We start from the raw sequence: 19,478 nt of genomic DNA on the forward strand, positions 1-19,478 counted from the left end.
ATGAACTGCGAGGTGCGGCTACAGGGGTGTGACGTAGGCCCCGGTGAGGCCGCCGTCGACGAGGAAGTCGGTGGCGTTCACGAACGAGGCGTCGTCGCTGGCGAGGAACGCCACCGCGGCCGCCATCTCCTCGGCCTCGGCGAAGCGGCCCACCGGGATGTGCACGAGGCGGCGCGCGGCGCGCTCGGGGTCCTTGGCGAAGAGTTCCTGGAGGAGCGGGGTGTTCACCGGCCCCGGGCAGAGCGCGTTGACGCGGATGCCCTCGCGGGCGAACTGCACGCCCAGCTCGCGCGACATGGCGAGGACGCCGCCCTTGGAGGCGGTGTACGAGATCTGCGAGGTCGCCGCGCCCATCCGGGCCACGAACGACGCGGTGTTGATGATCGAGCCCTTGCCCTGGCGCCGCATGTAGGGGATGGCGGCCTTGCAGCAGAGGTAGACGGAGGTGAGGTTGACCTCCTGGACGCGCTTCCAGGCTTCGAGGCCGGTGTCCAGGATGGAGTCGTCGTCGGGCGGCGAGATGCCCGCGTTGTTGAAGGCGATGTCGACGGAGCCGTACGTGTCGTAGGCGGTCTTGAAGAGCGCCTCGACCTGCTCGGCGTCGGTGACGTCGACCTTCACGAAGGTCCCGCCGACCTCGTCGGCGGCCTGCTTGCCCGCGCTCTCGTCGATGTCGCCGCAGACGACGTGGGCGCCCTCGGCGGCGAGGCGGCGGACGGTGGCGAGACCGATGCCGCTGCCGGCGCCGGTGATGACGGCGGTGCGGCCGACGAGGCGGCGGCAGATGTTCTCTGACGTGTTCGACATGGGTCAGGCCTCCGTGCTGATGAAGACGTTCTTGGTTTCCGTGAAGGCGTGCAGGGCGTCCGGGCCGAGCTCGCGGCCGAGCCCGGACTGTTTGTAACCGCCGAAGGGGGTCCAATAGCGCACGCTGGAGTGCGAGTTGACGGACAGGTTGCCTGCCCGGACGGCCGCCGAGACGCGCAGGGCCCGGCCGACGTCCCGCGTCCAGATGGAGCCGGACAGGCCGTAGTCGGTGGCGTTGGCGAGCCGGATCGCGTCGGCCTCGTCGTCGAAGGGGATGACGACGGCGACGGGCCCGAAGACCTCCTCCGTGGCCACCGGCGCGTCCGGGTCGACGTCGGTGAGCAGCGTCGGCGGGAACCAGAAGCCGGGCCCCTCGGGCGCCGTGCCGTGGATGCCGTCGCCCGGGGTGACGTAGGAGCGGACCCGGTCCAGCTGGGTCCGGGAGATCAGCGGGCCCATCTGGGTCTTCTCGTCGGACGGGTCGCTCACGACGATGGACTCGACGGCGGGGGCCACGACGTCCAGGAAGCGGTCGTACACCGAACGCTGCACGAGGACGCGGGTGCGGGCGCAGCAGTCCTGACCGGAGTTGTCCAGGTACGACATGGGGGTGGCGAGGGCCGCCGCTTCCACGTCGGCGTCGGCGAAGACGATGTTCGGGCTCTTGCCGCCGAGTTCCAGGGTCAGCCGCTTCACCCGGTCGGCGCAGGTGGCCATGATCTGCTTGCCGACGCGGGTGGAGCCGGTGAAGACGATCTTGGCGACGCCGGGGTGCTCGACCAGCGCGTTGCCCGCTTCCGCGCCGGTGCCGGGCAGGACCTGGAAGAGCCCTTCGGGCAGGCCGGCCGCCAGGGCGAGTTCGGCGAGGCGGAGCGCGGTGAGCGGGGTCGTCTCGGCCGGTTTGAGGATCACCGCGTTGCCTGCCGCGAGGGCGGGCGCCGTGCCCCACGCGGCGATCGGCATCGGGAAGTTCCAGGGGGCGATGACGCCGACGACGCCGAGGGGTTCGAGGACGGTGACGTTCAGGCCGCCGGGCACGGGGATCTGCCGGCCGCTCAGCCGCTCGGCTCCCCCGGCGGAGAAGTCGAGGAGGTCGCGGACGTTGCCGGCCTCCCAGCGGGCGTTGCCGATGACGTGACCGGCTTCGCGGACCTCCAGGCGGGCCAGCTCTTCGAGGTGGTCGTCGACCTGGGCGGCGAAGCGGCGGAGCAGCCTGGCCCGGTCGGCGGGGGCGGCCGCGGCCCACTGTTCCTGGGCGCGCGCGGCGCGGGTGACGGCGGCGTCGACGTCCTGCGCGGTGGCGGCGGGGACGGTCGCGACGACCTCTTCCGTCGCCGGGTTCAGTACGTCGAGTGTCGATACATCGGGTTTCGATGCGTCGGATTTCGATGCGTCGGGTTTCGATACGTCGAGCAAGGCTGCCTCACATGCGTTCGAAGGAGCGGCGGAGCTCCCAGTCGGTCACCGCGGAGTCGAAGGCCTGCAGCTCGACCCGCGCCATGTTGCGGTAGTGCGCGACCACCTCGTCGCCGAAGGCGGCCTTGGCGATGGGGCTGTTCTCCCAGAGCTCGGCGGCCTCGCGCAGGGTGGTGGGGACGTGTTCGTAGTCGCCGGTGTAGGCGTTTCCGGTGCACTCGTCCGGCAGTTCGAGCTTCTGCTCCATGCCGTACAGACCGGCGGCGATCAGTCCGGCGACCGCGAGGTGCGGGTTCACGTCGCCGCCGGGCAGGCGGTTCTCGAAGCGCATCGAGCGGCCGTGGCCGACCACGCGCAGCGCGCAGGTGCGGTTGTCGTGTCCCCAGGCGGCGGCGGTCGGCGCGAAGGTGCCGGGCTGGAACCGCTTGTAGGAGTTGATGTTGGGCGCGTAGAGGAGGGAGAAGTCGCGGAGCGCCGCGAGCTGGCCCGCGAGGAAGTGCCGCATGACGGGCGACATGCCTCCCGGGTCGTCGGGAGAGCCCGCCATGACGTTGTTGCCGTCGGCGTCCTGGAGCGAGAGGTGGATGTGACAGGAGTTGCCCTCGCGCTCGTTGAACTTGGCCATGAAGGTGAGGGAGACACCTTCCTGGGCCGCGATCTCCTTGGCGCCGGTCTTGTAGATGGCGTGCTGGTCGCAGGTGACGAGGGCCTCGTCGTACTTGAACACGATCTCGTGCTGGCCCGGGTTGCACTCGCCCTTGGCCGATTCGACGACGAGTCCTGCGGCCGCCATGTCGTTGCGGATGCGGCGAAGGAGCGGCTCGATGCGGCCGGTGCCGAGGACCGAGTAGTCGATGTTGTACTGGTTGGCCGGCGTGAGGTCCTTGTATCCGGCGTCCCACGCCTGCTCGTAGGTGTCCTTGAAGACGATGAATTCGAGCTCCGTGCCGACGTGGGCGGTGTAGCCGAGCTCCGCGAGCCGCTCCAGCTGGCGGCGGAGGATCTGGCGGGGCGCGGCCACGACGGGCGAGGAGTCGCTCCAGGCGAGGTCCGCGACAAGCATCGCGGTGCCCTCGTTCCAGGGGACGCGGCGCAGGGTGGAGAGGTCGGGGTGCATGGCGAAGTCGCCGTAGCCGCGGTCCCAGGACGACATCGCATAGCCGTCGACGGTGTTCATCTCCGCGTCGACGGCGAGGAGGTAGTTGCAGCCCTCCGTGCCGTGTTCGAGGACCTCGTCGAGGAAGAAGCGGGCGGCGAACCGCTTGCCCTGGAGCCGCCCCTGCATATCGGGAAAGGCCAGGACGACCGTGTCGATCTCGCCGCTCGCGACGAGGGCCTTCAGCTCCTCGACGGCGAGCGGGGGTGTGCGGTCTGCCACGGGAAATGCCTCCTTGGGTCAGCCGGGAGCCATAAGGTATTGCCGAGAACCTTTGCTTGGGAAGGGGGTACGGACATGTCGCACACGGAAGAGGGCACCTCGTCCGCGGCGCTGGACGACGACCGGCTGACACCGGTACTGCGTCCGGTGCGGGCGGGCAACGGCTTCGAGGAGGCCCTGGAACAGGTCCTCCAGGTCGTCCGCCTCGGCCTGGTGCCCGGCGGCGAACGGCTGCCGTCGGAGCGGGAGCTGGCCGACCGCCTCGGCATCAGCCGGGTGACGCTGCGCGAGGTCCTGAAGGTGCTGCAGGACCAGGGACTCGTCGAGTCGCGGCGCGGGCGGTACGGCGGCACGTTCGTGCGGCCGCGCCCCGAGGCGCCGGGCGAGGACGAGCTGCGCCGCCGCATCAAGGACGTGGACGTCGAGGACGCGCTGCGCTTCCGCGAGGTCCTGGAGGTCGGCGCGGCCGGGCTCTGCGCGGCGCACGGGCTCACCGACGAGCAGGCGGACCGGCTGCGCACGGCGCTCGCGCAGACCCACGACGCGCCCCTCGCGGAGTACCGCAGGCTCGATACGCTGCTCCACCTCACGCTCGCCGAGCTGTGCGGCTCGCCGACGCTCACCGCGCAGTACGCGGCGGTCCGCGCGACCGTCAACGACCTCCTGGACTGCATCCCGCTGCTGGTACGGAACCTGGAGCACTCGCAGCGCCAGCACACCGCGCTCGTCGAGGCGGTGCTCGACGGGGACGCGGACGGCGCGCGGGAGATGATGCGCGAACACTGCGCGGGAACGGCGGCCCTGCTGCGGGGCTTCCTGACGTGACGAGCGTGAGGAGCGGTTAACCGTCGCGTAACGCAAGGGGCTTGCTTTCTCGTGCCCCGCACGGCAAAGGTATGGATCCGTTCCTTTGAGTCCCCCGTCTGAGTCACCCGCCGCAGCGCCGTCGCATGGGAGCCGTGCCATGACCGTGGAGTCCAGCAAGCCGAGCCCACCCGAACCGGCGGACGACTATCTGGAACGCAGAACGCTCCGCCGGGGCAGCGCGGGCTGGCTGCTGCTCACCGGACTCGGCGTCGCCTATGTCGTCTCCGGCGACTTCTCCGGCTGGAACTTCGGCCTCGCGGAGGGCGGCTTCGGCGGCCTCGCGATCGCGATGGCGCTCATGGGCGTGATGTACGCGTGCATGGTCTTCTCGCTGGCGGAACTGTCGTCCGTCCTGCCGACCGCGGGCGGCGGCTACGGCTTCGCACGCCGCGCGCTCGGCCCCTGGGGCGGCTTCCTGACCGGCACGGCAATTCTGATCGAGTACATCCTGGCGCCGGCCGCGATCTCCATCTTCATCGGTGACTACGTGGAGTCGCTGGGCCTCTTCGGCCTCACCTCGGGCTGGCCCGTCTATCTGGCCTGCTTCGTCATCTTCATCGGTATCCATCTGTGGGGCGTCGGTGAGGCGCTGCGCTTCAGCTTCGTCGTCACCGGCATCGCGGTGGCGGCGCTGCTCGTCTTCGCGGTCGGCGCCTTCATGGACTTCGACGCGTCGAAGCTGAACGACATTCCCGTGGAGGCGGACGCCTTCGGCTCCAACTCGTGGCTTCCCATGGGTCTGTTGGGCATCTGGGCGGCGTTCCCCTTCGGCATGTGGTTCTTCCTCGGGGTCGAGGGCGTGCCGCTGGCCGCCGAGGAGACCAAGGACCCGGCGCGCACGCTGCCACGCGCGATCCGCTGGTCGATGGCCATCCTCGTCGCCCTCGCCCTGCTCACCTTCTTCGCCTCAGCCGGGGCACGCGGCGCGAACGCGATCCAGGACGCGGGCAACCCCCTGGTCGAGGCGCTGCAGCCGGACGGCGACGCGACCGGCCTGAGCCGCGTCATCAACTACGCGGGCCTCGCGGGCCTGATCGCCTCCTTCTTCTCCCTCATCTACGCGGGCTCGCGCCAGCTCTTCGCGCTCTCCCGGGCCGGGTACCTCCCCCGCTTCCTCTCGCTGACCAGCAGCCGCAAGGCCCCCTACCTGGGCCTGCTCGTGCCGGGTGCGATCGGCTTCGGGCTCGCCGCGGCGACCGGTGACGGCGCTCGCATGCTGAACGTCGCGGTCTTCGGCGCGACCATCTCGTACGCCCTGATGTCGCTCTCCCACATCGTGCTGCGCCGCCGCGAGCCGGAGCTCCGACGGCCCTACCGCACGCCCGGCGGCGTCCTGACGTCGTCCGTCGCGCTGGTCCTCGCGTGTGCCGCGCTGGTCGCGACGTTCCTGGTGGACGTGACGGCGGCACTCATCGCCCTCGCGGTGTACGTGGTCGCCATCGCCTACTTCGGCGTCTACAGCCGCAAGCACCTGGTGGCGCGCGCACCGGAGGAAGAGTTCGCGGCGCTCGCGGCGGCCGAGGCAGAGTTGGAACGCGACTGATCGCACGTACGGAAGAGAACGTACGGAAAAGACGTGCGGAAAGACGTACGGAAGAGATACGGGAGAACGGTGCGCGAGAACGGCGAGAAGAGCACAGTGAGCGGCGGCAGGCCGCTGATCGGGGTCAGCACCTACCTGGAGTCCAGGGTGAGCTGGGGCGTCTGGGAGCTGCCCGCGGCCGTGCTGCCGGCCGGCTATCCGCGCCTCGTGCGGGCGGCGGGCGGCATGACCGCGATGCTGCCGCCGGACGACCCGGCGCACGCGCGCTCCGTCGTCGCCCGGCTCGACGGCGTGGTCGTCGCGGGCGGTCCTGACGTGGAGCCCGCGCGGTACGGCGCGGCGCGCGAGGAGCGCACGGGGCCGCCCGCGCGGGAGCGGGACGCCTGGGAACTCGCCCTGATCGAGGCCGCGTTGGCGTCCCGTACGCCACTGCTCGGCATCTGCCGCGGCATGCAGCTGATGAACGTGGCGCTCGGCGGGACCCTGATCCAGCACCTGGACGGGCACGTGGAGCGGGCGGGTACCTTCAGTACGCACACGGTGAAACCGGTCCCGGGCACGCTGTACGAGTCGATCGTGCCGGACGCGTCCACGGACGTGCCGACCTACCACCACCAGGCGGTGGACCGCCTCGGCAAGGATCTCGTCATCTCCGCGTACGCCGAGGACGGCACCGTCGAGGCCGTCGAACTCCCCGGCCCCGCCTGGGCGCTCGGCGTGCAGTGGCACCCGGAGGCGGGCGAGGACACGCGCGTCATGGCAGCGCTGGTCCGAGCCGCTTCCTGAGCCACTCAAGGGCCGCCGCGCCCTGGGCTGCCTGGAAGGCGCGCAGGGTCGGCAGGCCGGGCGGGTCGGGCCGCAGAGAGTGGCGTACGAAGTATCCGGCGAGGCCCGCGAGCGCCGCGGTCACCCCCTTCGGGTCGGCGTCCCGGCCCACCCGTTGGGCGGTGAACACCTCCTCCGGGTCGGGGCCGCCCTGCGCCCGCACGCACGGCAGCATGACGAGCAGGTCGAACCAGGGCGTCGCGCGCACGGCGTGCGGCCAGTCGACGAAGACGACGCGGCCGCCGTCGGACGTGAACAGCATGTTGTCGGCGCGCAGGTCGGCGTGGGCGAGGGTGTCGCCCGCGACGGACGCGGCCGCGGGCGCGGCGAGTTCGGCCAGGTCGGACAGGTGGCGGCGGGCCCAGGGGGCGACCCTGTCGTCGCTCTCCGCGCCCTCCTCGACGAGCCGTTCCCACCCCCGGAACATGCCCGCCACGGCTTCGCCGGCGGAGGGAGCGGCGACGGGCGAGGGCGTCAGCTCCCGCGAGAGGGCGTCCACCGCCTCCAGGACGCGCCCGAACTCCCCGGCGCGCCACGGCACATGGGGCTGCCTTCCGTCGATGTCCTCGAAGGCGAGCGCGACCCAGGTCCCGTCGTCGTAGGAGGCGAGGAGCCGGGGCGCGGGCACGGACTCGGGCAGGGCGGCGGAGTTCCTGGCCTCGGCGCGGTGCAGCGCGGGGCTGCCCGGGTTGGCCTCGGAGCTGACGGCCTTCACGAACGCCCGCCGTCCGTCGTCGAGCCGCACCCGGGCGGCGGCGCCCGGCGAGAACCCGCCGCGCTGCGTCACCGCCTCGACCACCGGCGCGCCGAGCGCGTCCGCCAGCCCGTCCCGCACGTGCGGGGGGAGCTGCCACCAGGGGGTGCGGACGCCGGTCGCCGGGGGTGCGGTGGGGTTCATGCCACCCATGGTGGGCGGGGCCCCGGCTCGGCCGCCAGGGAATTTCCCGGCCGCCGATGCCACCCCTTCCACCGGGCCCGCCAGGTGCCACCCAGGCCCGCCGGAGGTTACTCCGCCGGCCGCCCGGGCCCGCCGGGAGCTACTCCGCCTCGCCCGCCGTCCGGGACACCAGCCGCTCATACCGCTGCCGGGCGGCCTGCGGGGTGCCGAGCCCGAGCCCGAAGGCGATCTCGGGCCAGGTCATGCCGCGCCCCCGCGCCATCTGGAGGAGGCCGGTCTCCAGCTCGTCCAGTTCGCCGCGGACCAGCGGCAGGAGGGTGAGGGCCGCGGTGATGTCGGCGTGGTCCACCTCGGGCTCGCCCTCGACGGGCTGCGCGGCGCCGCTGAGCAGGAACGAGACGAGCCGCACGGCTTCGTGCGGGCCGAGGACGGCGGGGTGGACCTGGCGCCTGCGCTGTACGTCGTCGGCGGCGTGCCGCTCCGCGACGCGCATCAGCGACGCGTACACGCGCTGAGCGCGGGCCTGCTCGGGGTGCGGCGGCGTGAACGGGTCGACGGTCTCGGGCTGTTCGGGATGCGACATGCGCCCATCATGGGCCGACACACACATCGCAGTCAACGGTTCGTTGTGAACACTTTGTTTGCACCCACTGTCGATCGAGGTCCTGCCCCGCAGCTCAAGACCGCCGTCCTCCGCTCCCCGCCCCACTCCGCGTCAGCGCCAGCAGATCCCTCCCCGGCCCCGCCGGGCGATGCCCCGTCGGCCAGACCGCCCGCAGATCCCTGCGCAACTGGACCTCGGCCAGGGGGATCTCCACCAGACGCCGCGCCGCCAGCTCCTCGCCCACCGCGAGCTCGCTCAGGACCGAGGGACCCGCACCGCTCACCGCCGCGGCCTTCACCGCCGTCGTGGACGACAGTTCGATCAGGGGGCGGGCGAGGCCGCCGAGCGCCGCGTCGAGGACCTGCCGGGTGCCCGAACCCTCCTCGCGCAGGATCAGCGGCGTCGCCGCCAGCTCCGCCGCCGCGAGCGGCTTCCTGCGCCGCGCCCACGGGTGTCCCGGCGCCGTCACGACGACCAGGCGGTCGTGCGCGATCACGACCTCGTCGAGGCCGCCCGGCACGGTGAGCCCCTCGACGAAGCCGAGGTCCGCCTCGCCGGCCAGCAGCCGGGAGGCGACGGCGGCGGAGTTCCCCGCGAGCAGGGACACCGCAGTGTCGGGCCGCTGTGTCCGCAGGGCGATCAGCCAGCCCGGCAGCAGGTACTCGGCGATCGTCATGCTGGCCGCCACCCGGAGCCGCGAGTCCCGCCGCACGCGCAGCGCCTGCGCCCCCGCGTCGAAGGCCTCCGCCGCCTCCACGATGCGGCCCGCCCAGTCGGTGACCAGGGCGCCCGCGTCGGTGAGGCGCGAGCCGCGCGGCGACCGGTCGACGAGGGCGACACCCAGCTGCCGCTCCATCGCGCGCACCCGGCTGCTCGCCGCGGGCTGGGTGATGCCGAGCTCCCGGGCGGCCCGCCCGAGACTGCCGAGCCGCGCCACGGCGAGCAGCAGCTGGAGCGCACCGAGGTCGGGAACGCGGTGCGCGAGGGACGCCTCGGGGGTGTGGGCGGGGGCCGGAGCAGAGGCGGCGGGGACGGAGGCAGCGGCGGCGGGCTCGGGCGACGCAGGGGACGTACTCATAAAGCCAGCTTATGCCCCCATAGAAGAGTGCTCCCTGCTCGCACCGTCTCCCGCGGACGACGGTGGACCCATGGTCACCACCGCTCACCCCGTCGCCGTCTCCCCCACGGCCCCCGGCACCCGCGCCCTCGCGGTCCGGCACCTCGGCCCGAACTGGTACGCCTCCGTCATGGGCACCGCCATCATCGCCAACGCGGGCGCGACACTGCCGTACCAGTTCACGGGGCTGCGCACGGGCTGCACGATCGTGTGGGCGCTGTCGTGCGTGATGCTGGCCGTGCTGCTCACCGCCCGCGCCGCGCACTGGATCCACCACCGCGACCAGGCCCGGGCCCACCTGCTCGACCCGGCCGTGGCCCCCTTCTACGGCTGTCTGTCGATGGCCCTGCTCGCGGTCGGCGCCGGCGCCCTGCTCGTCGGCGAGGACTGGATCGGCACGGGCGCGGCCGTCGCGCTCGACACCGTGCTGTTCACCGCGGGCACCGCCATCGGGCTCGCGGCGGCCGTCGCCATCCCCTGCCTGATGGTGACCCGGCACCGCATCGCCGCCGACCAGGCCTCACCGGTGTGGCTGCTGCCCGTGGTGGCGCCCATGGTGTCGGCGGCCGTCGGACCGCTGCTCATACCCCACCTGCCCGCGGGCCAGGACCGGCAGACGATGCTGTACGCCTGCTTCGCGATGTTCGGCCTGAGCCTGCTCGCCACCCTGGTGATGCTGCCGGCAATCTTCGCCCGCCTGGTGACCGCGGGCCCGCTGCCCCTGGCGCTCACCCCCACCCTGTTCCTGGTGCTCGGCCCGCTGGGCCAGTCCACGACCGCCGCGAACAAGTTCGCCGACTTCGCCCCGGACGTCGTCCCCGCGCCCCTCGACCGCGGCTTCCTCGCCTTCGCCGTCCTCTACGGCGTCCCCGTGCTGGGCTTCGCCCTGCTGTGGCTGGCGCTCGCCGCGGCCATGGTGGTGCGCGCCCGCCGCCGCGGCATGGGCTTCGCCATGACCTGGTGGGCGTTCACCTTTCCCATCGGCACCTGCGTGACCGGCGCGGAGGGCCTCGCGCAACACACCGGCCTCACCGCGTTCGCCTGGCTCGCGACCGGCCTCTTCCTCTTCCTGCTGGCCGCGTGGGCCGTGGCCCTGACACACACCCTGCGGGGCGTCGCGGGCGGAAGACTGCTCACGGCCCCGCGCTGAGCAGCCCCGCGGGGCACGGCGCTCCCCCGCCCTACGATGCCGACATGACGATCACCTACGAGTGGCGCGGGGAGTTCACCGACGCGGCCGTCAACGCCCTGCACGCGGAGGCGTTCGAGCACGCCCCGCTGCCCATCGGCTGGTACGCCCAGGTCCACCGCCACAGCCTCGGCTGGGTCTCGGCCCACGAGGAGGGCAGGCTCGTCGGGTTCGTCAACGTCGCCTGGGACGGCGGAGTCCACGCCTTCGTCCTCGACACGATGGTCGCCAAGGACCGGCGGGGCAGCGGCGTCGGCACCGAACTCCTGGCAGCCGCGGCGCGTGGCGCCCGCGCGGCCCGGTGCGAGTGGCTCCACGTCGACTTCGACGAGCACCTGCGCGGTTTCTACTTCGACGCCTGCGGGTTCCGGCCGACGGACGCCGGGCTCATCGCCCTGCGCTAGAACTCCCCCGCCGGACGCGCCGCCCGCAGCGCCGCGTCGAGCACCGCGGGCGCCTCCGCGAGCGACGGCCCGTACCAGGTCAGATGGCGGCCGCTGACCAGGGCGACCGGTGTGTCCGGCGGGAACGCCTCGGGGCCGTCGTCGCTCGTGAAGCGGTACGGCTCGTCGGGGAGCACGACCAAGTCCAGACCGGCCTCCCGCAGTTCCTCGATCGGGACGCGGGGGTACCGCTCGGCGTGCCCGGCGTACGCGTTGTCGACGCCCATGCGCGCGAGCACGTCTCCCGCGAACGTGTCGCGGCCCAGGACCATCCACGGCCGCCGCCAGATCGGGACCGCCCCGCGGCGGCGGGCCGAGGGGGCCGCCCACCCCTGCCACGCCGCTTCCGCGTCCGCCAGCCACCGCGGCCGGCGCTCCGCCCCGCACGCCGCGAGGACGCGTGTCAGCTCCCGGAAGGCCTGGTCCAGCGTCCGCACCTCCGTCACGAGGACCTCGACGCCGGCCGCCCGCAGAGCCGCCAGGTCGGGGGCGCGGTTCTCCTCTTCGTTGGCGATGACCAGGTCGGGCGCGAGGGCGACGATGCGGGGCACGTCGGGGTTCTTCGTGCCGCCCACCCGCCGCACGTCGAGGTCCGCCGGATGACTGCACCAGTCGGTCGCCCCGACCAGCGCCCCCGGCACGGTGACCGCGACCGCCTCGGTCAGCGAGGGCACCAGCGAGACGACCCGCAGCGGGCCACGCGCGAGCGGCACGTCAGCGCCCCCTGTCGTCCACCGCTTCGATGTGGTCCCCCACGGCGATCACCAGGACCCGGGTGTCCGGCACGGTGGCCCGCCAGCGGTGCCGCACCCCGCCCGTGAGGAACAGGGTGTCGCCGCGTCCGAGGCGGTAGGCACGGCCTTCGGCCTCCATCTCCACGGCGCCCTCGACGACGTACATCAGCTCGTCGTTGCGGTGCTGGAACTCGCGGCCCTCGTCGTGGTCCCCGATGAACTCCAGGGCGTGCAGCTGGTGGTGGCCGCGCGCCAGTTCCCGTACGCGCGCCTCGGGGGTGGAGCCCTCCAGGTCCGTGGCGTCGTCGGCGCGCACCACCTCGACGGTGCGGGCCGGGTCGGCGGCGGCAAGCAGCTCCACGTCGGTGGTGCACAGCGCGTCGGCGACCCGCTGCAGGGACCGCGAGCTGGGGCGGGCCCGCTCGTTCTCGATCTGGCTGAGGAACGGCACGGAGAGCCCGCTGCGCTCGGCGACGACGGCGAGGGTGAGCTCCAGCTGGCGGCGGCGCCGCCGCACGGCAGAGCCCACCCGGAGGGTCTCCTTGTGCTCATCCATCGCCTCGGCTCCCTTCAGCGCATCGGGCCGCTCTCAACCCTGAGGGGTTTTCTGCACCCTACGCATGTTCGCCAAACGGTTTCGCCCCGTTGCCGGGACCGACCCCCGCAGCTTCTGCCGGTGGAGCTACAGCTGGTGCCAGTAGAGCAGTTGTCCGGCCTCGCCGGGCGCGGAACCCTCAGCCGGTACGAACAGGCTGACGAGCAGGGCGGGACGGCCCCGCGGATCGGTGAGAAGGGTCGCCGACGGATTGGCGAAGGCGCGGCTGCCACCGTGTGTGCGGATGTGCAGGCGGTCCGCGCGGCCACTCGGGGGGTCGTAGGCGTATGTGCCCCAGCTGCCGAAGTCACCGCGCCGCCCCTGCCCCTCTATGAGCACCACGCGCTGCCCGCCGAGCTTCACGGGCGCCCGGTCGCCGATGTTGCCGCCGTTGCCCCAGACGCGCACGGCACGGTCCAGGCGCCGGTCGGGCTCGGCGTGCCAGTGCCGGAAGCCGGTGAGGGTGGCGCGCAGCTGGCGGTCGGTGTCGCAGCCCGCCCGGTAGTGCCCGGTGAGGTGGATCGTGGCGCCGCGCACGGCGGTGACGCTCGGGGTTCCCTCGGCGCAGCGCGAGAGGGTCAGCGGCGCGTCGAAGGCCCGGTCGGCACGTCCGTCGAGCAGCGCCGTGCGGTTCTCGTACGCCCGGACGGCGATGTGGTTGCGCGGGTCCTTCTCGTACGCGAGGACGTAGCCCCCGCGGCCGTCGTGCGCGAGCGAGGCCTGGTGCGTGCCGGGCCCGAAGTCGTGGCGGCGCTGCCAGTGGCGCAGGTCGGTGGAGGTGGCGACGGCTGCGTGGAAGCGGCCGTCGGCGAGGAGCGTGTGGTAGACGGCGAGGTAACCGCCTGCCGGGTCCTGCTCGATCTGCGCGGCGTCCATGGTGCGGCCGGTGTGGTCCCGCGCGTCGTAGCGGTGCCCGTCGGCGGCGGTCACGTCCTCGGCGAGCGCGGCGAGGCGCGCGGTGCCCGCGGAGGCGGGGGCGGCGTCGGCCCGGGCGAGCTGCGCGACGAGCAGGGCGGTGGCCAGGGCCAGTGCGGCGGCGGCGAGGAAGAGCGCCGTCCTGGGCTGCCTCGCGGTCACGGGCGGGGTCTCACGGGTGGGATCTCACGTTCAGGTATGTGTTCGGGATGGGCCCAGTCGAGGTTATGGAGTGGGCGGCCCCCGGGGAACGTCGGAAGGGGTGGGCTTCGCCACAAGGCGAGGCCCACCCCTTCCGGGAGAGGAAAGGTTCCCTCGGGGAGAGGAAAGGTGCCGGCTCTACTTCGCTGCCGTCATCTTCTGCTCGAATCCGGGGTTCTTCTTCAGCCAGGCGTCGACGGCCTTGGGCTCATTGCCCTTGCCCGCCTTGTTGATCTCGTTCTCCAGGCTGGCCAGCTGCTGCTCGCTCATCTTGAAGTCCTTGAGCCACTTCGTGAGCTGCGGGTACTGCTCGGGGAACTTCTTGCTGGAGATCGTGCGGATCGTGTCGCCCTTGCCGAAGCCGCCCTTGGGGTCCTTCAGCTTGGTGAGCTTGTACTCGTTGTACGCCCAGTGCGGCGACCAGAGCAGGACCGCCACCGGCTCCTTCTTGGCGTAGGCCGACTTCAGCTCGGAGAGCATCGCCGGCGTAGACCCGGGGACGATCTTGTACTCCTTGTCGAGGCCGTAGCCGGGGAGCACCTTGTCCTTGAGCGCCGTCATCACACCCGTGCCGGGCTCGATGCCGATGATCTTGCCCTTGAACTTGTCGCCCTTGCCCTTGAGGTCCTCGAGCGACTTCACGTCCTTGACGTAGGACGGGACGGCGATCTCCAGCGACGTCGGGCTGTACCAGGAGCCGAGGTCCTTGAGGTTCGCCTTGTTCTTGTCCCAGTACTGCTTCTGGGCCGTGGGCAGCCAGGCGTCGAGGTCCAGGTCGAGGTCGCCCTGGGCGAGGGCGGTGTAGACCGGGCCGACGTCGGCCGGCGTCAGCTTCATCTTGTAGCCGCGCTTCTCCAGGACGCGCTTCCACAGATTGGTGACGGCGATGTTCTCGTCCCACGCGAAGTACGCGGCGTTCAGCGGACGCTTCGCCTCGGCGGGCGTGGAGTCGTCCGGCAGCGGGGCGAGCTTGTCGACGACGCCGGGGTTCTTCTTCAGCCAGGCACGGACGGCTTCCTGCTGCTTGCCCTTGCCCGCCTTGTTGATCTCCGCCTCAAGACCCGTGAGCTGCTTCTCGCTCATCTTGAAGTCCTTGAGCCACTTGGCGACCAGCGGGTTCTCGTCGGAGAAGCCCTTGCGCGCCAGCGAGTGCACGCCGTCGCCCTTGCCCCAGGCGCCCTTCGGGTCCTTGAGCTTCTTCAGGTCGAAGTCGCTGTACGCCCAGTGCGGCGACCAGAGCGTGGTGACGATCGGTTCCTTCTTGGCGTACGCGCGCTTCAGCTCGGCCAGCATCGCCGGCGTGGAGCCGTCGACGACCTTGTACTCCTTGTCGAGGCCGTACTCCTTGAGGACCTTGTCCTTGAGGAGCCCCATCATGCCGGCGCTCGGCTCGATGCCGACGATCTTGCCCTTGAACTTGCCGCTCTTGCCCTTGAGGTCCTCGAGCGAGTCGACGCCCTTCACGTACGAGGGCACGGAGAGCTCCAGCGAGGTCGGGCCGAACCACGAGCCCATGTCCTCCAGCTTGCCGCCGTACTTCTTCCAGTACGCGGCGTGCGTCGTCGGCAGCCACGCGTCGGTCTGGAAGTCGATGCTGCCCTGCGCCAGGGAGGTGTAGAGCGGGCCCGCCTCCAGCTGCTTGGTCTGCGGCTTGAAGCCGCGCTGCTCCAGGATCTCCTTCCAGAGGAAGGTGGAGGCGACGCCCTCGTCCCAGGGGATGTAGCCGATGTTGAGCTTCTTGCCCTGGCCGACGTTCTTCGCGTCCGTGGCGGTGTCCTCGGACTTCGAGCCGCCGAAGATGCCCATGCCGCCCGCGATGAGGGCGAGGACGACCACGCCGACGACCGCGACGGCGGCCTGCGGACGGTAGGTCCAGATGTTCAGGCCCTGCGCGGCCCGCAGCTTCGCGACGGCGCGCCGGCCCAGCGGGGAGACCTGGGTGCCGAGGGCGCCGGTCATCCGGTCCAGGTAGATCGCCAGGATGACGATGGCGATGCCCGCCTCGGAGCCGAGGCCCACGTTGAGCTGGCCGATGGATTCGTTGACGTCTGCGCCGAGGCCCTCCGTGCCGACCATGCCCGCGATGGCGGCCATGGACAGGCCCAGCATGATGACCTGGTTGACGCCGGCCATGATCGTGGGCAGGGCGAGGGGCAGCTGGACGCGCAGCAGGATGTTGCGCGGGGTGGTGCCGAACGCGTCGGCGGCCTCGACCAGTTCCTTGTCGACCTGGCGGATGCCCAGCTCCGTCATGCGGACGCCGGGGGCCAGGGCGAAGATCAGGGTGGCGACGATGCCCGCGGGGGCGCCCATCCCGAAGAAGAGGATGGCGGGGATGAGGTAGATCATCGCCGGCAGCGTCTGCATGAAGTCGAGGACCGGGCGGACGATGCCGCTGACCGTGCTGGAGCGCGCCGCCCAGATGCCCACGGGCACCGAGATGACGAGCGCGATGATCGTCGAGACGAGCACCAGGGCCAGCGTCATCATCGCGTGGTCCCACAGCTCCAGCGAGACGATGAACGCGAAGCCGGCGAAGGTCAGCACACCGGCGACCACGCCGCGCAGCCAGAACGCGATGACGGCGAAGATGCCCGCGAGCAGCAGCGGCTCGGGCGCCTGGAGCACGTCGGCTATGCCGTCGTAGGCGCCCTGGAAGACGGTCTTGAAGAAGTCGAACAGCCAGGACATGTGGCTGAGGAGCCAGTCAACGGTGTCGTTGACCCACTCGCCGAAGGGAATCCTAGGCACCGCTGACCACCTTCTTGCTCTCCTGCGGCTCGTCCTCGGGGGCCATCGGCTCGCCGAGTACGGCCAGCAGCCGTGCCCGCGGCACGACGCCGACGAGCTTGCCGTCGGCGTCGGTCACGGCGACCGCCACACCGCTGGTGGAGCAGGGCGTGAAGAGTTCGATGATCGGGGTGTCCTCGGTGACCGTCGCCGGGGCGTCGGCCATCACGAAGTCCTCGTCGGGGTCGGCCATGATCGCGCCCGCCGTGAGCACGCGGGAACGGTCGACGTCCTGCGTGAACGCGGCGACGTAGTCGTTGGCCGGGGTGACGAGGATGTCCTCGGCGGTGCCGATCTGGACGATGCGGCCGTCGCGCATGACGGCGATCTGGTCGCCCAGGCGCATGGCCTCGTTGAGGTCGTGGGTGATGAAGACGATGGTCTTCTTCAGCCGCTTCTGGAGCACCAGGAGCTGGTCCTGCATGTCGCGGCGGATCAGCGGGTCGAGCGCGCTGAACGACTCGTCCATGAGGAGCAGGTCGGCGTCGGTGGCGAGCGCGCGGGCGAGGCCCACGCGCTGCTGCATGCCGCCGGACAGCTCGTCGGGCCAGGACTTCTCCCAGCCCTTGAGGCCCGCGAGCTCCAGCGCCTCGGTGGCGCGCTTCTCGCGCTCGGCGCGCGGGACGCCCTGCACCTCGAGGCCGTAGCCGGCGTTCTCCAGAACGCTGCGGTGCGGGAAGAGCGCGAAGTGCTGGAAGACCATGCTGATCTTCTTGGAGCGCACCTCCCGCATCTGGCGGGCGCTCAGTTCGGTCAGGTCCTGACCGTCGAAGCGGACGTGACCGGCCGTCGGCTCCGACAGTCCGTTGAGCATGCGCAGCAACGTGGACTTGCCGGATCCCGAGAGACCCATGACGACGAAGATCTGGCCCGGCTCGACCTCGAAGGAGGCGTCGATCACGGCAGCGGTGGTGCCGTCGGCGCGCAGCTCCTCTCGGTCGGCTCCGTGGCGGATTTTCTCCACCGCGTCATCGGGTCGTCTGCCGAACACTTTGTACAAGTGCTCGGCCTGCAGCCTGGACACATACACCTCTCGGGTTGAACCAAGACGGCCCGCCTCCCCCGCCGGCGGGCCGTGGAGCGATGCGACATCTGCCCGCTTACCGATCGAAAAGTTGAATACGCGACCGGGTTCGCTCCGGGTGCGCCCCTGCCCCCACTTACGCGAAGCAAACCAAGGAGTGATCCAGTTCACATCCGTTGCGTTCTCGGCACGGCAGGGCGCGATGCGCAACGCGGCCGTCTCGTCGCGACGGCGCGGCCGGGGGCTCCGTACGCTGCGCGGTCGCGCTGTCGGTGCCGTGCGGCATGATGCGCGATGTGACTCAGCGAACTCGACGGCTCATGCTCCTCGACACGGCGTCCCTCTACTTCCGGGCCTATTTCGGCGTCCCGGAGTCCGTGAAGGCGCCGGACGGCACCCCGGTCAACGCCGTGCGCGGACTGCTCGACTTCATCACCCGCCTCGTCCAGGACCACCGGCCGGACGACCTGGTCGCGTGCATGGACGCGGACTGGCGCCCGCACTGGCGCGTCGAGCTCATCCCCTCGTACAAGGCGCACCGCGTCGCCGAGGAGGTCCCGCAGGGCCCGGACGCCGAGGAGACCCCCGACACCCTCGCCCCGCAGGTGCCGGTCATCGAGGCCGTCCTCGACGCGCTCGGCATCGCCCGCGTCGGCGTCGAGGCGTACGAGGCGGACGACGTGATCGGCACCTTCGCGGCCCGCGCCACCGGCCCCGTGGACATCGTCACCGGCGACCGCGACCTCTATCAGCTGGTGGACGACGAGCGCGGCATCCGCGTCCTCTATCCCCTGAAGGGCGTCGGCACCCTCCAGACGACGGACGAGGCGTGGCTCCGCGAGAAGTACGGCGTGGACGGTCCCGGCTATGTGGACCTGGCGCTGCTGCGCGGCGACCCGAGCGACGGGCTGCCCGGCGTGCCCGGCATCGGCGAGAAGACGGCGGCCAAGCTCCTGGACGCGTTCGGCGACCTGGCCGGGATCATGGCCGCCGTCGACGACCCGAAGTCGAAGCTCACGCCGTCGCAGCGCAAGCGGCTCGACGAGTCCCGCGCATATGTGGCGGTCGCGCCGAAGGTCGTGCGGGTGGCACACGACGTCCCCCTGCCGGAGGTGGACCTCGCGCTCCCCCGTGAACCGCGCGACCCCGCCGCCCTGGACGAGCTGGCGGCCCGCTGGGGCCTCGGCGGCTCGCTGACGCGGCTTCTCTCCACCCTGCACACCTGAGGTGTTAGCTTAGGTAAACCTAAGTATTGTGGATCAGGGGAGGCCGTCGCCATGGCAGAACGTCCGGCACGCAAAGCACCGAAGGCCCACGTCGCACAGGTCGTGCGCACGGAACGGCTGTCCCCGCACATGCAGCGCGTGGTCCTCGGCGGCGAGGGCCTCGCCGAGTTCACGGCGGGCGAGTGCACCGACCACTACGTGAAGCTGCTCTTCGACGCCGAAGGCGTCACCTACCCGGAACCCTTCGACATGCAGCGCATCCGCGAGGAGTTCCCGCGCGAGCAGTGGCCGGTGACGCGGACGTACACGGTGCGCTGGTGGGACGCCGAGACCCGCGAGCTGGCCCTCGACTTCGTCATCCACGGCGACGAGGGCCTCGCGGGACCGTGGGCGCGCGACGTCGAGCCGGGCGCCACGGTCCGCTTCCTCGGCCCCGGCGGCGGGTACGCCCCTGACGCGGCCGCCGACTGGCACCTCCTCGCCGGCGACGAGAGCGCCCTGCCCGCCATCGCCGCCGCGGCCGAGGCGCTGCCCCCGGGAGCCGTCGCCCGCATCTTCATCGAGGTCGAGGGCCCCGCGGAGGAGCAGAAGATCGCGACGGACGCGGAGATCGTCTGGCTGCACCGCGGCGACCGCCCGGTCGGCCGGCTCCTGGTCGAGGCCGTCCGCGCACTGGAGTTCCCCGACGGCGACCTCCACGCCTTCGTCCACGGCGAGGCAGGCTTCGTGAAGGAGCTGCGCCGCTACCTCCGCGTGGAACGCGAGGTGCCGCGTGAGCGACTCTCCATCTCCGGCTACTGGCGCCTCGGCCACAACGAAGACGGCTGGCAGGCCTCCAAGCGCGAGTGGAACGCCCAGGTGGAGGCGGAGCAGGAGCGGGCGGCCTGACCCGCGTCACACCAAGCC

Annotated in this window: 18 protein-coding genes; 7 read left to right on the forward strand and 11 right to left on the reverse strand. The window is 71.7% G+C overall.

Going from position 1 to position 19,478, the window contains the following annotated elements; translation table 11 throughout:
• Positions 1 to 18: 18 nt before the first annotated feature.
• From ACH4D5_RS35425 to ACH4D5_RS35435, 3 genes are all read right to left on the reverse strand, one after another.
• Positions 19 to 807, reverse strand: a complete 789-nt coding sequence (locus tag ACH4D5_RS35425; RefSeq protein ID WP_398311135.1) for a 3-oxoacyl-ACP reductase — start codon at positions 805 to 807, stop codon at positions 19 to 21.
• Between the two features lie 3 nt (positions 808 to 810).
• Complete coding sequence (locus ACH4D5_RS35430; RefSeq protein WP_398311284.1) at positions 811 to 2,151, reverse strand: aldehyde dehydrogenase family protein; 1,341 nt, start codon at positions 2,149 to 2,151, stop codon at positions 811 to 813.
• A gap of 79 nt (positions 2,152 to 2,230) precedes the next feature.
• Entirely contained in the window at positions 2,231 to 3,601 is a 1,371-nt protein-coding gene (locus tag ACH4D5_RS35435; protein ID WP_398311138.1) for a glutamine synthetase family protein, read from the reverse strand.
• Between the two features lie 75 nt (positions 3,602 to 3,676).
• Here ACH4D5_RS35435 and ACH4D5_RS35440 point away from each other — a divergent pair, with 75 nt between their 5' ends.
• The 3 genes from ACH4D5_RS35440 to ACH4D5_RS35450 all read left to right on the forward strand — a co-directional run bounded on the left by ACH4D5_RS35440 (position 3,677) and on the right by ACH4D5_RS35450 (position 6,797).
• Positions 3,677 to 4,426, forward strand: coding sequence for a FadR/GntR family transcriptional regulator (locus tag ACH4D5_RS35440; protein WP_398311140.1), 750 nt, complete (start codon positions 3,677 to 3,679; stop codon positions 4,424 to 4,426).
• Positions 4,427 to 4,565: 139 nt separating this feature from the next.
• Positions 4,566 to 6,011: an ethanolamine permease gene (gene eat, locus ACH4D5_RS35445; protein ID WP_398311143.1), complete on the forward strand. Its 1,446-nt coding sequence runs from the start codon at positions 4,566 to 4,568 to the stop codon at positions 6,009 to 6,011.
• 69 nt (positions 6,012 to 6,080) lie between these two features.
• Complete coding sequence (locus ACH4D5_RS35450; RefSeq protein ID WP_398311146.1) at positions 6,081 to 6,797, forward strand: gamma-glutamyl-gamma-aminobutyrate hydrolase family protein; 717 nt, start codon at positions 6,081 to 6,083, stop codon at positions 6,795 to 6,797.
• Here ACH4D5_RS35450 and ACH4D5_RS35455 read toward each other — a convergent pair.
• The 3 genes from ACH4D5_RS35455 to ACH4D5_RS35465 all read right to left on the reverse strand — a co-directional run bounded on the left by ACH4D5_RS35455 (position 6,766) and on the right by ACH4D5_RS35465 (position 9,416).
• Positions 6,766 to 7,734, reverse strand: coding sequence for a phosphotransferase family protein (locus ACH4D5_RS35455; RefSeq protein ID WP_398311148.1), 969 nt, complete (start codon positions 7,732 to 7,734; stop codon positions 6,766 to 6,768). The two genes, ACH4D5_RS35450 and ACH4D5_RS35455, sit on opposite strands and share 32 nt — an antisense overlap.
• A gap of 139 nt (positions 7,735 to 7,873) precedes the next feature.
• Positions 7,874 to 8,317 carry a DNA-binding protein gene (locus ACH4D5_RS35460; RefSeq protein WP_398311151.1) on the reverse strand — a complete coding sequence of 148 codons (444 nt, stop codon included), beginning with the start codon at positions 8,315 to 8,317 and terminating at the stop codon, positions 7,874 to 7,876.
• 94 nt (positions 8,318 to 8,411) lie between these two features.
• Positions 8,412 to 9,416 (reverse strand): LysR family transcriptional regulator, encoded by a 1,005-nt coding sequence (locus ACH4D5_RS35465; RefSeq protein WP_398311154.1) that lies wholly within the window; start codon positions 9,414 to 9,416, stop codon positions 8,412 to 8,414.
• Positions 9,417 to 9,486: 70 nt separating this feature from the next.
• On the opposite strand from ACH4D5_RS35465, the gene ACH4D5_RS35470 reads away from it, so the two are divergent.
• Both ACH4D5_RS35470 and ACH4D5_RS35475 read left to right on the forward strand, forming a co-directional pair.
• Positions 9,487 to 10,605: a TDT family transporter gene (locus tag ACH4D5_RS35470; protein ID WP_398311157.1), complete on the forward strand. Its 1,119-nt coding sequence runs from the start codon at positions 9,487 to 9,489 to the stop codon at positions 10,603 to 10,605.
• Positions 10,606 to 10,649: 44 nt separating this feature from the next.
• Complete coding sequence (locus ACH4D5_RS35475; RefSeq protein WP_398311160.1) at positions 10,650 to 11,048, forward strand: GNAT family N-acetyltransferase; 399 nt, start codon at positions 10,650 to 10,652, stop codon at positions 11,046 to 11,048.
• On the opposite strand, the gene ACH4D5_RS35480 is transcribed toward ACH4D5_RS35475, so the two are convergent.
• The 5 genes from ACH4D5_RS35480 to ACH4D5_RS35500 all read right to left on the reverse strand — a co-directional run bounded on the left by ACH4D5_RS35480 (position 11,045) and on the right by ACH4D5_RS35500 (position 17,346).
• A complete protein-coding gene (locus ACH4D5_RS35480) occupies positions 11,045 to 11,800 on the reverse strand; it encodes a helical backbone metal receptor (protein ID WP_398311163.1) in 756 nt (251 codons plus the stop codon). The genes ACH4D5_RS35475 and ACH4D5_RS35480 overlap by 4 nt on opposite strands.
• Position 11,801: 1 nt before the next feature.
• Positions 11,802 to 12,377: a cupin domain-containing protein gene (locus tag ACH4D5_RS35485; RefSeq protein ID WP_362993648.1), complete on the reverse strand. Its 576-nt coding sequence runs from the start codon at positions 12,375 to 12,377 to the stop codon at positions 11,802 to 11,804.
• A 126-nt stretch (positions 12,378 to 12,503) separates the two neighbouring features.
• The gene (locus tag ACH4D5_RS35490) at positions 12,504 to 13,493 is read right to left on the reverse strand and encodes a hypothetical protein (RefSeq protein ID WP_398311167.1); all 990 of its coding nucleotides are present in this window, start codon (positions 13,491 to 13,493) and stop codon (positions 12,504 to 12,506) included.
• Positions 13,494 to 13,670: 177 nt separating this feature from the next.
• Positions 13,671 to 16,283, reverse strand: a complete 2,613-nt coding sequence (locus ACH4D5_RS35495; protein ID WP_398311170.1) for an ABC transporter permease/substrate binding protein — start codon at positions 16,281 to 16,283, stop codon at positions 13,671 to 13,673.
• A complete protein-coding gene (locus ACH4D5_RS35500) occupies positions 16,276 to 17,346 on the reverse strand; it encodes a glycine betaine/L-proline ABC transporter ATP-binding protein (protein WP_398311173.1) in 1,071 nt (356 codons plus the stop codon). The genes ACH4D5_RS35495 and ACH4D5_RS35500 overlap by 8 nt, the downstream gene beginning before the upstream one ends.
• A 287-nt stretch (positions 17,347 to 17,633) precedes the next feature.
• Between ACH4D5_RS35500 and ACH4D5_RS35505 the strand changes: the two genes are divergently transcribed.
• Complete coding sequence (locus tag ACH4D5_RS35505) at positions 17,634 to 18,572, forward strand: 5'-3' exonuclease H3TH domain-containing protein (RefSeq protein ID WP_398311287.1); 939 nt, start codon at positions 17,634 to 17,636, stop codon at positions 18,570 to 18,572.
• A 51-nt stretch (positions 18,573 to 18,623) separates the two neighbouring features.
• On the forward strand, positions 18,624 to 19,460 hold the full coding sequence (locus ACH4D5_RS35510) for a siderophore-interacting protein (protein ID WP_398311176.1): 837 nt from the start codon (positions 18,624 to 18,626) through the stop codon (positions 19,458 to 19,460).
• Positions 19,461 to 19,478 lie beyond the last annotated feature (18 nt).

Origin of the sequence: Streptomyces sp. NPDC018029 (genome assembly GCF_044327655.1) — a bacterium.
Lineage (GTDB): Bacteria > Actinomycetota > Actinomycetes > Streptomycetales > Streptomycetaceae > Streptomyces.

Excerpts from the sequence above, each read along its gene's own strand:
- ACH4D5_RS35425 (WP_398311135.1), bottom strand. The coding sequence starts at position 807 with ATGTCGAACACGTCAGAGAACATCTGCCGCCGCCTCGTCGGCCGCACC.
- ACH4D5_RS35440 (WP_398311140.1), top strand. The coding sequence starts at position 3,677 with ATGTCGCACACGGAAGAGGGCACCTCGTCCGCGGCGCTGGACGACGAC.
- eat (WP_398311143.1), top strand. The coding sequence starts at position 4,566 with ATGACCGTGGAGTCCAGCAAGCCGAGCCCACCCGAACCGGCGGACGAC.
- ACH4D5_RS35455 (WP_398311148.1), bottom strand. The coding sequence starts at position 7,734 with ATGAACCCCACCGCACCCCCGGCGACCGGCGTCCGCACCCCCTGGTGG.
- ACH4D5_RS35460 (WP_398311151.1), bottom strand. The coding sequence starts at position 8,317 with ATGTCGCATCCCGAACAGCCCGAGACCGTCGACCCGTTCACGCCGCCG.
- ACH4D5_RS35465 (WP_398311154.1), bottom strand. The coding sequence starts at position 9,416 with ATGAGTACGTCCCCTGCGTCGCCCGAGCCCGCCGCCGCTGCCTCCGTC.
- ACH4D5_RS35470 (WP_398311157.1), top strand. The coding sequence starts at position 9,487 with ATGGTCACCACCGCTCACCCCGTCGCCGTCTCCCCCACGGCCCCCGGC.
- ACH4D5_RS35475 (WP_398311160.1), top strand. The coding sequence starts at position 10,650 with ATGACGATCACCTACGAGTGGCGCGGGGAGTTCACCGACGCGGCCGTC.
- ACH4D5_RS35485 (WP_362993648.1), bottom strand. The coding sequence starts at position 12,377 with ATGGATGAGCACAAGGAGACCCTCCGGGTGGGCTCTGCCGTGCGGCGG.
- ACH4D5_RS35505 (WP_398311287.1), top strand. The coding sequence starts at position 17,634 with ATGCGCGATGTGACTCAGCGAACTCGACGGCTCATGCTCCTCGACACG.
- ACH4D5_RS35510 (WP_398311176.1), top strand. The coding sequence starts at position 18,624 with ATGGCAGAACGTCCGGCACGCAAAGCACCGAAGGCCCACGTCGCACAG.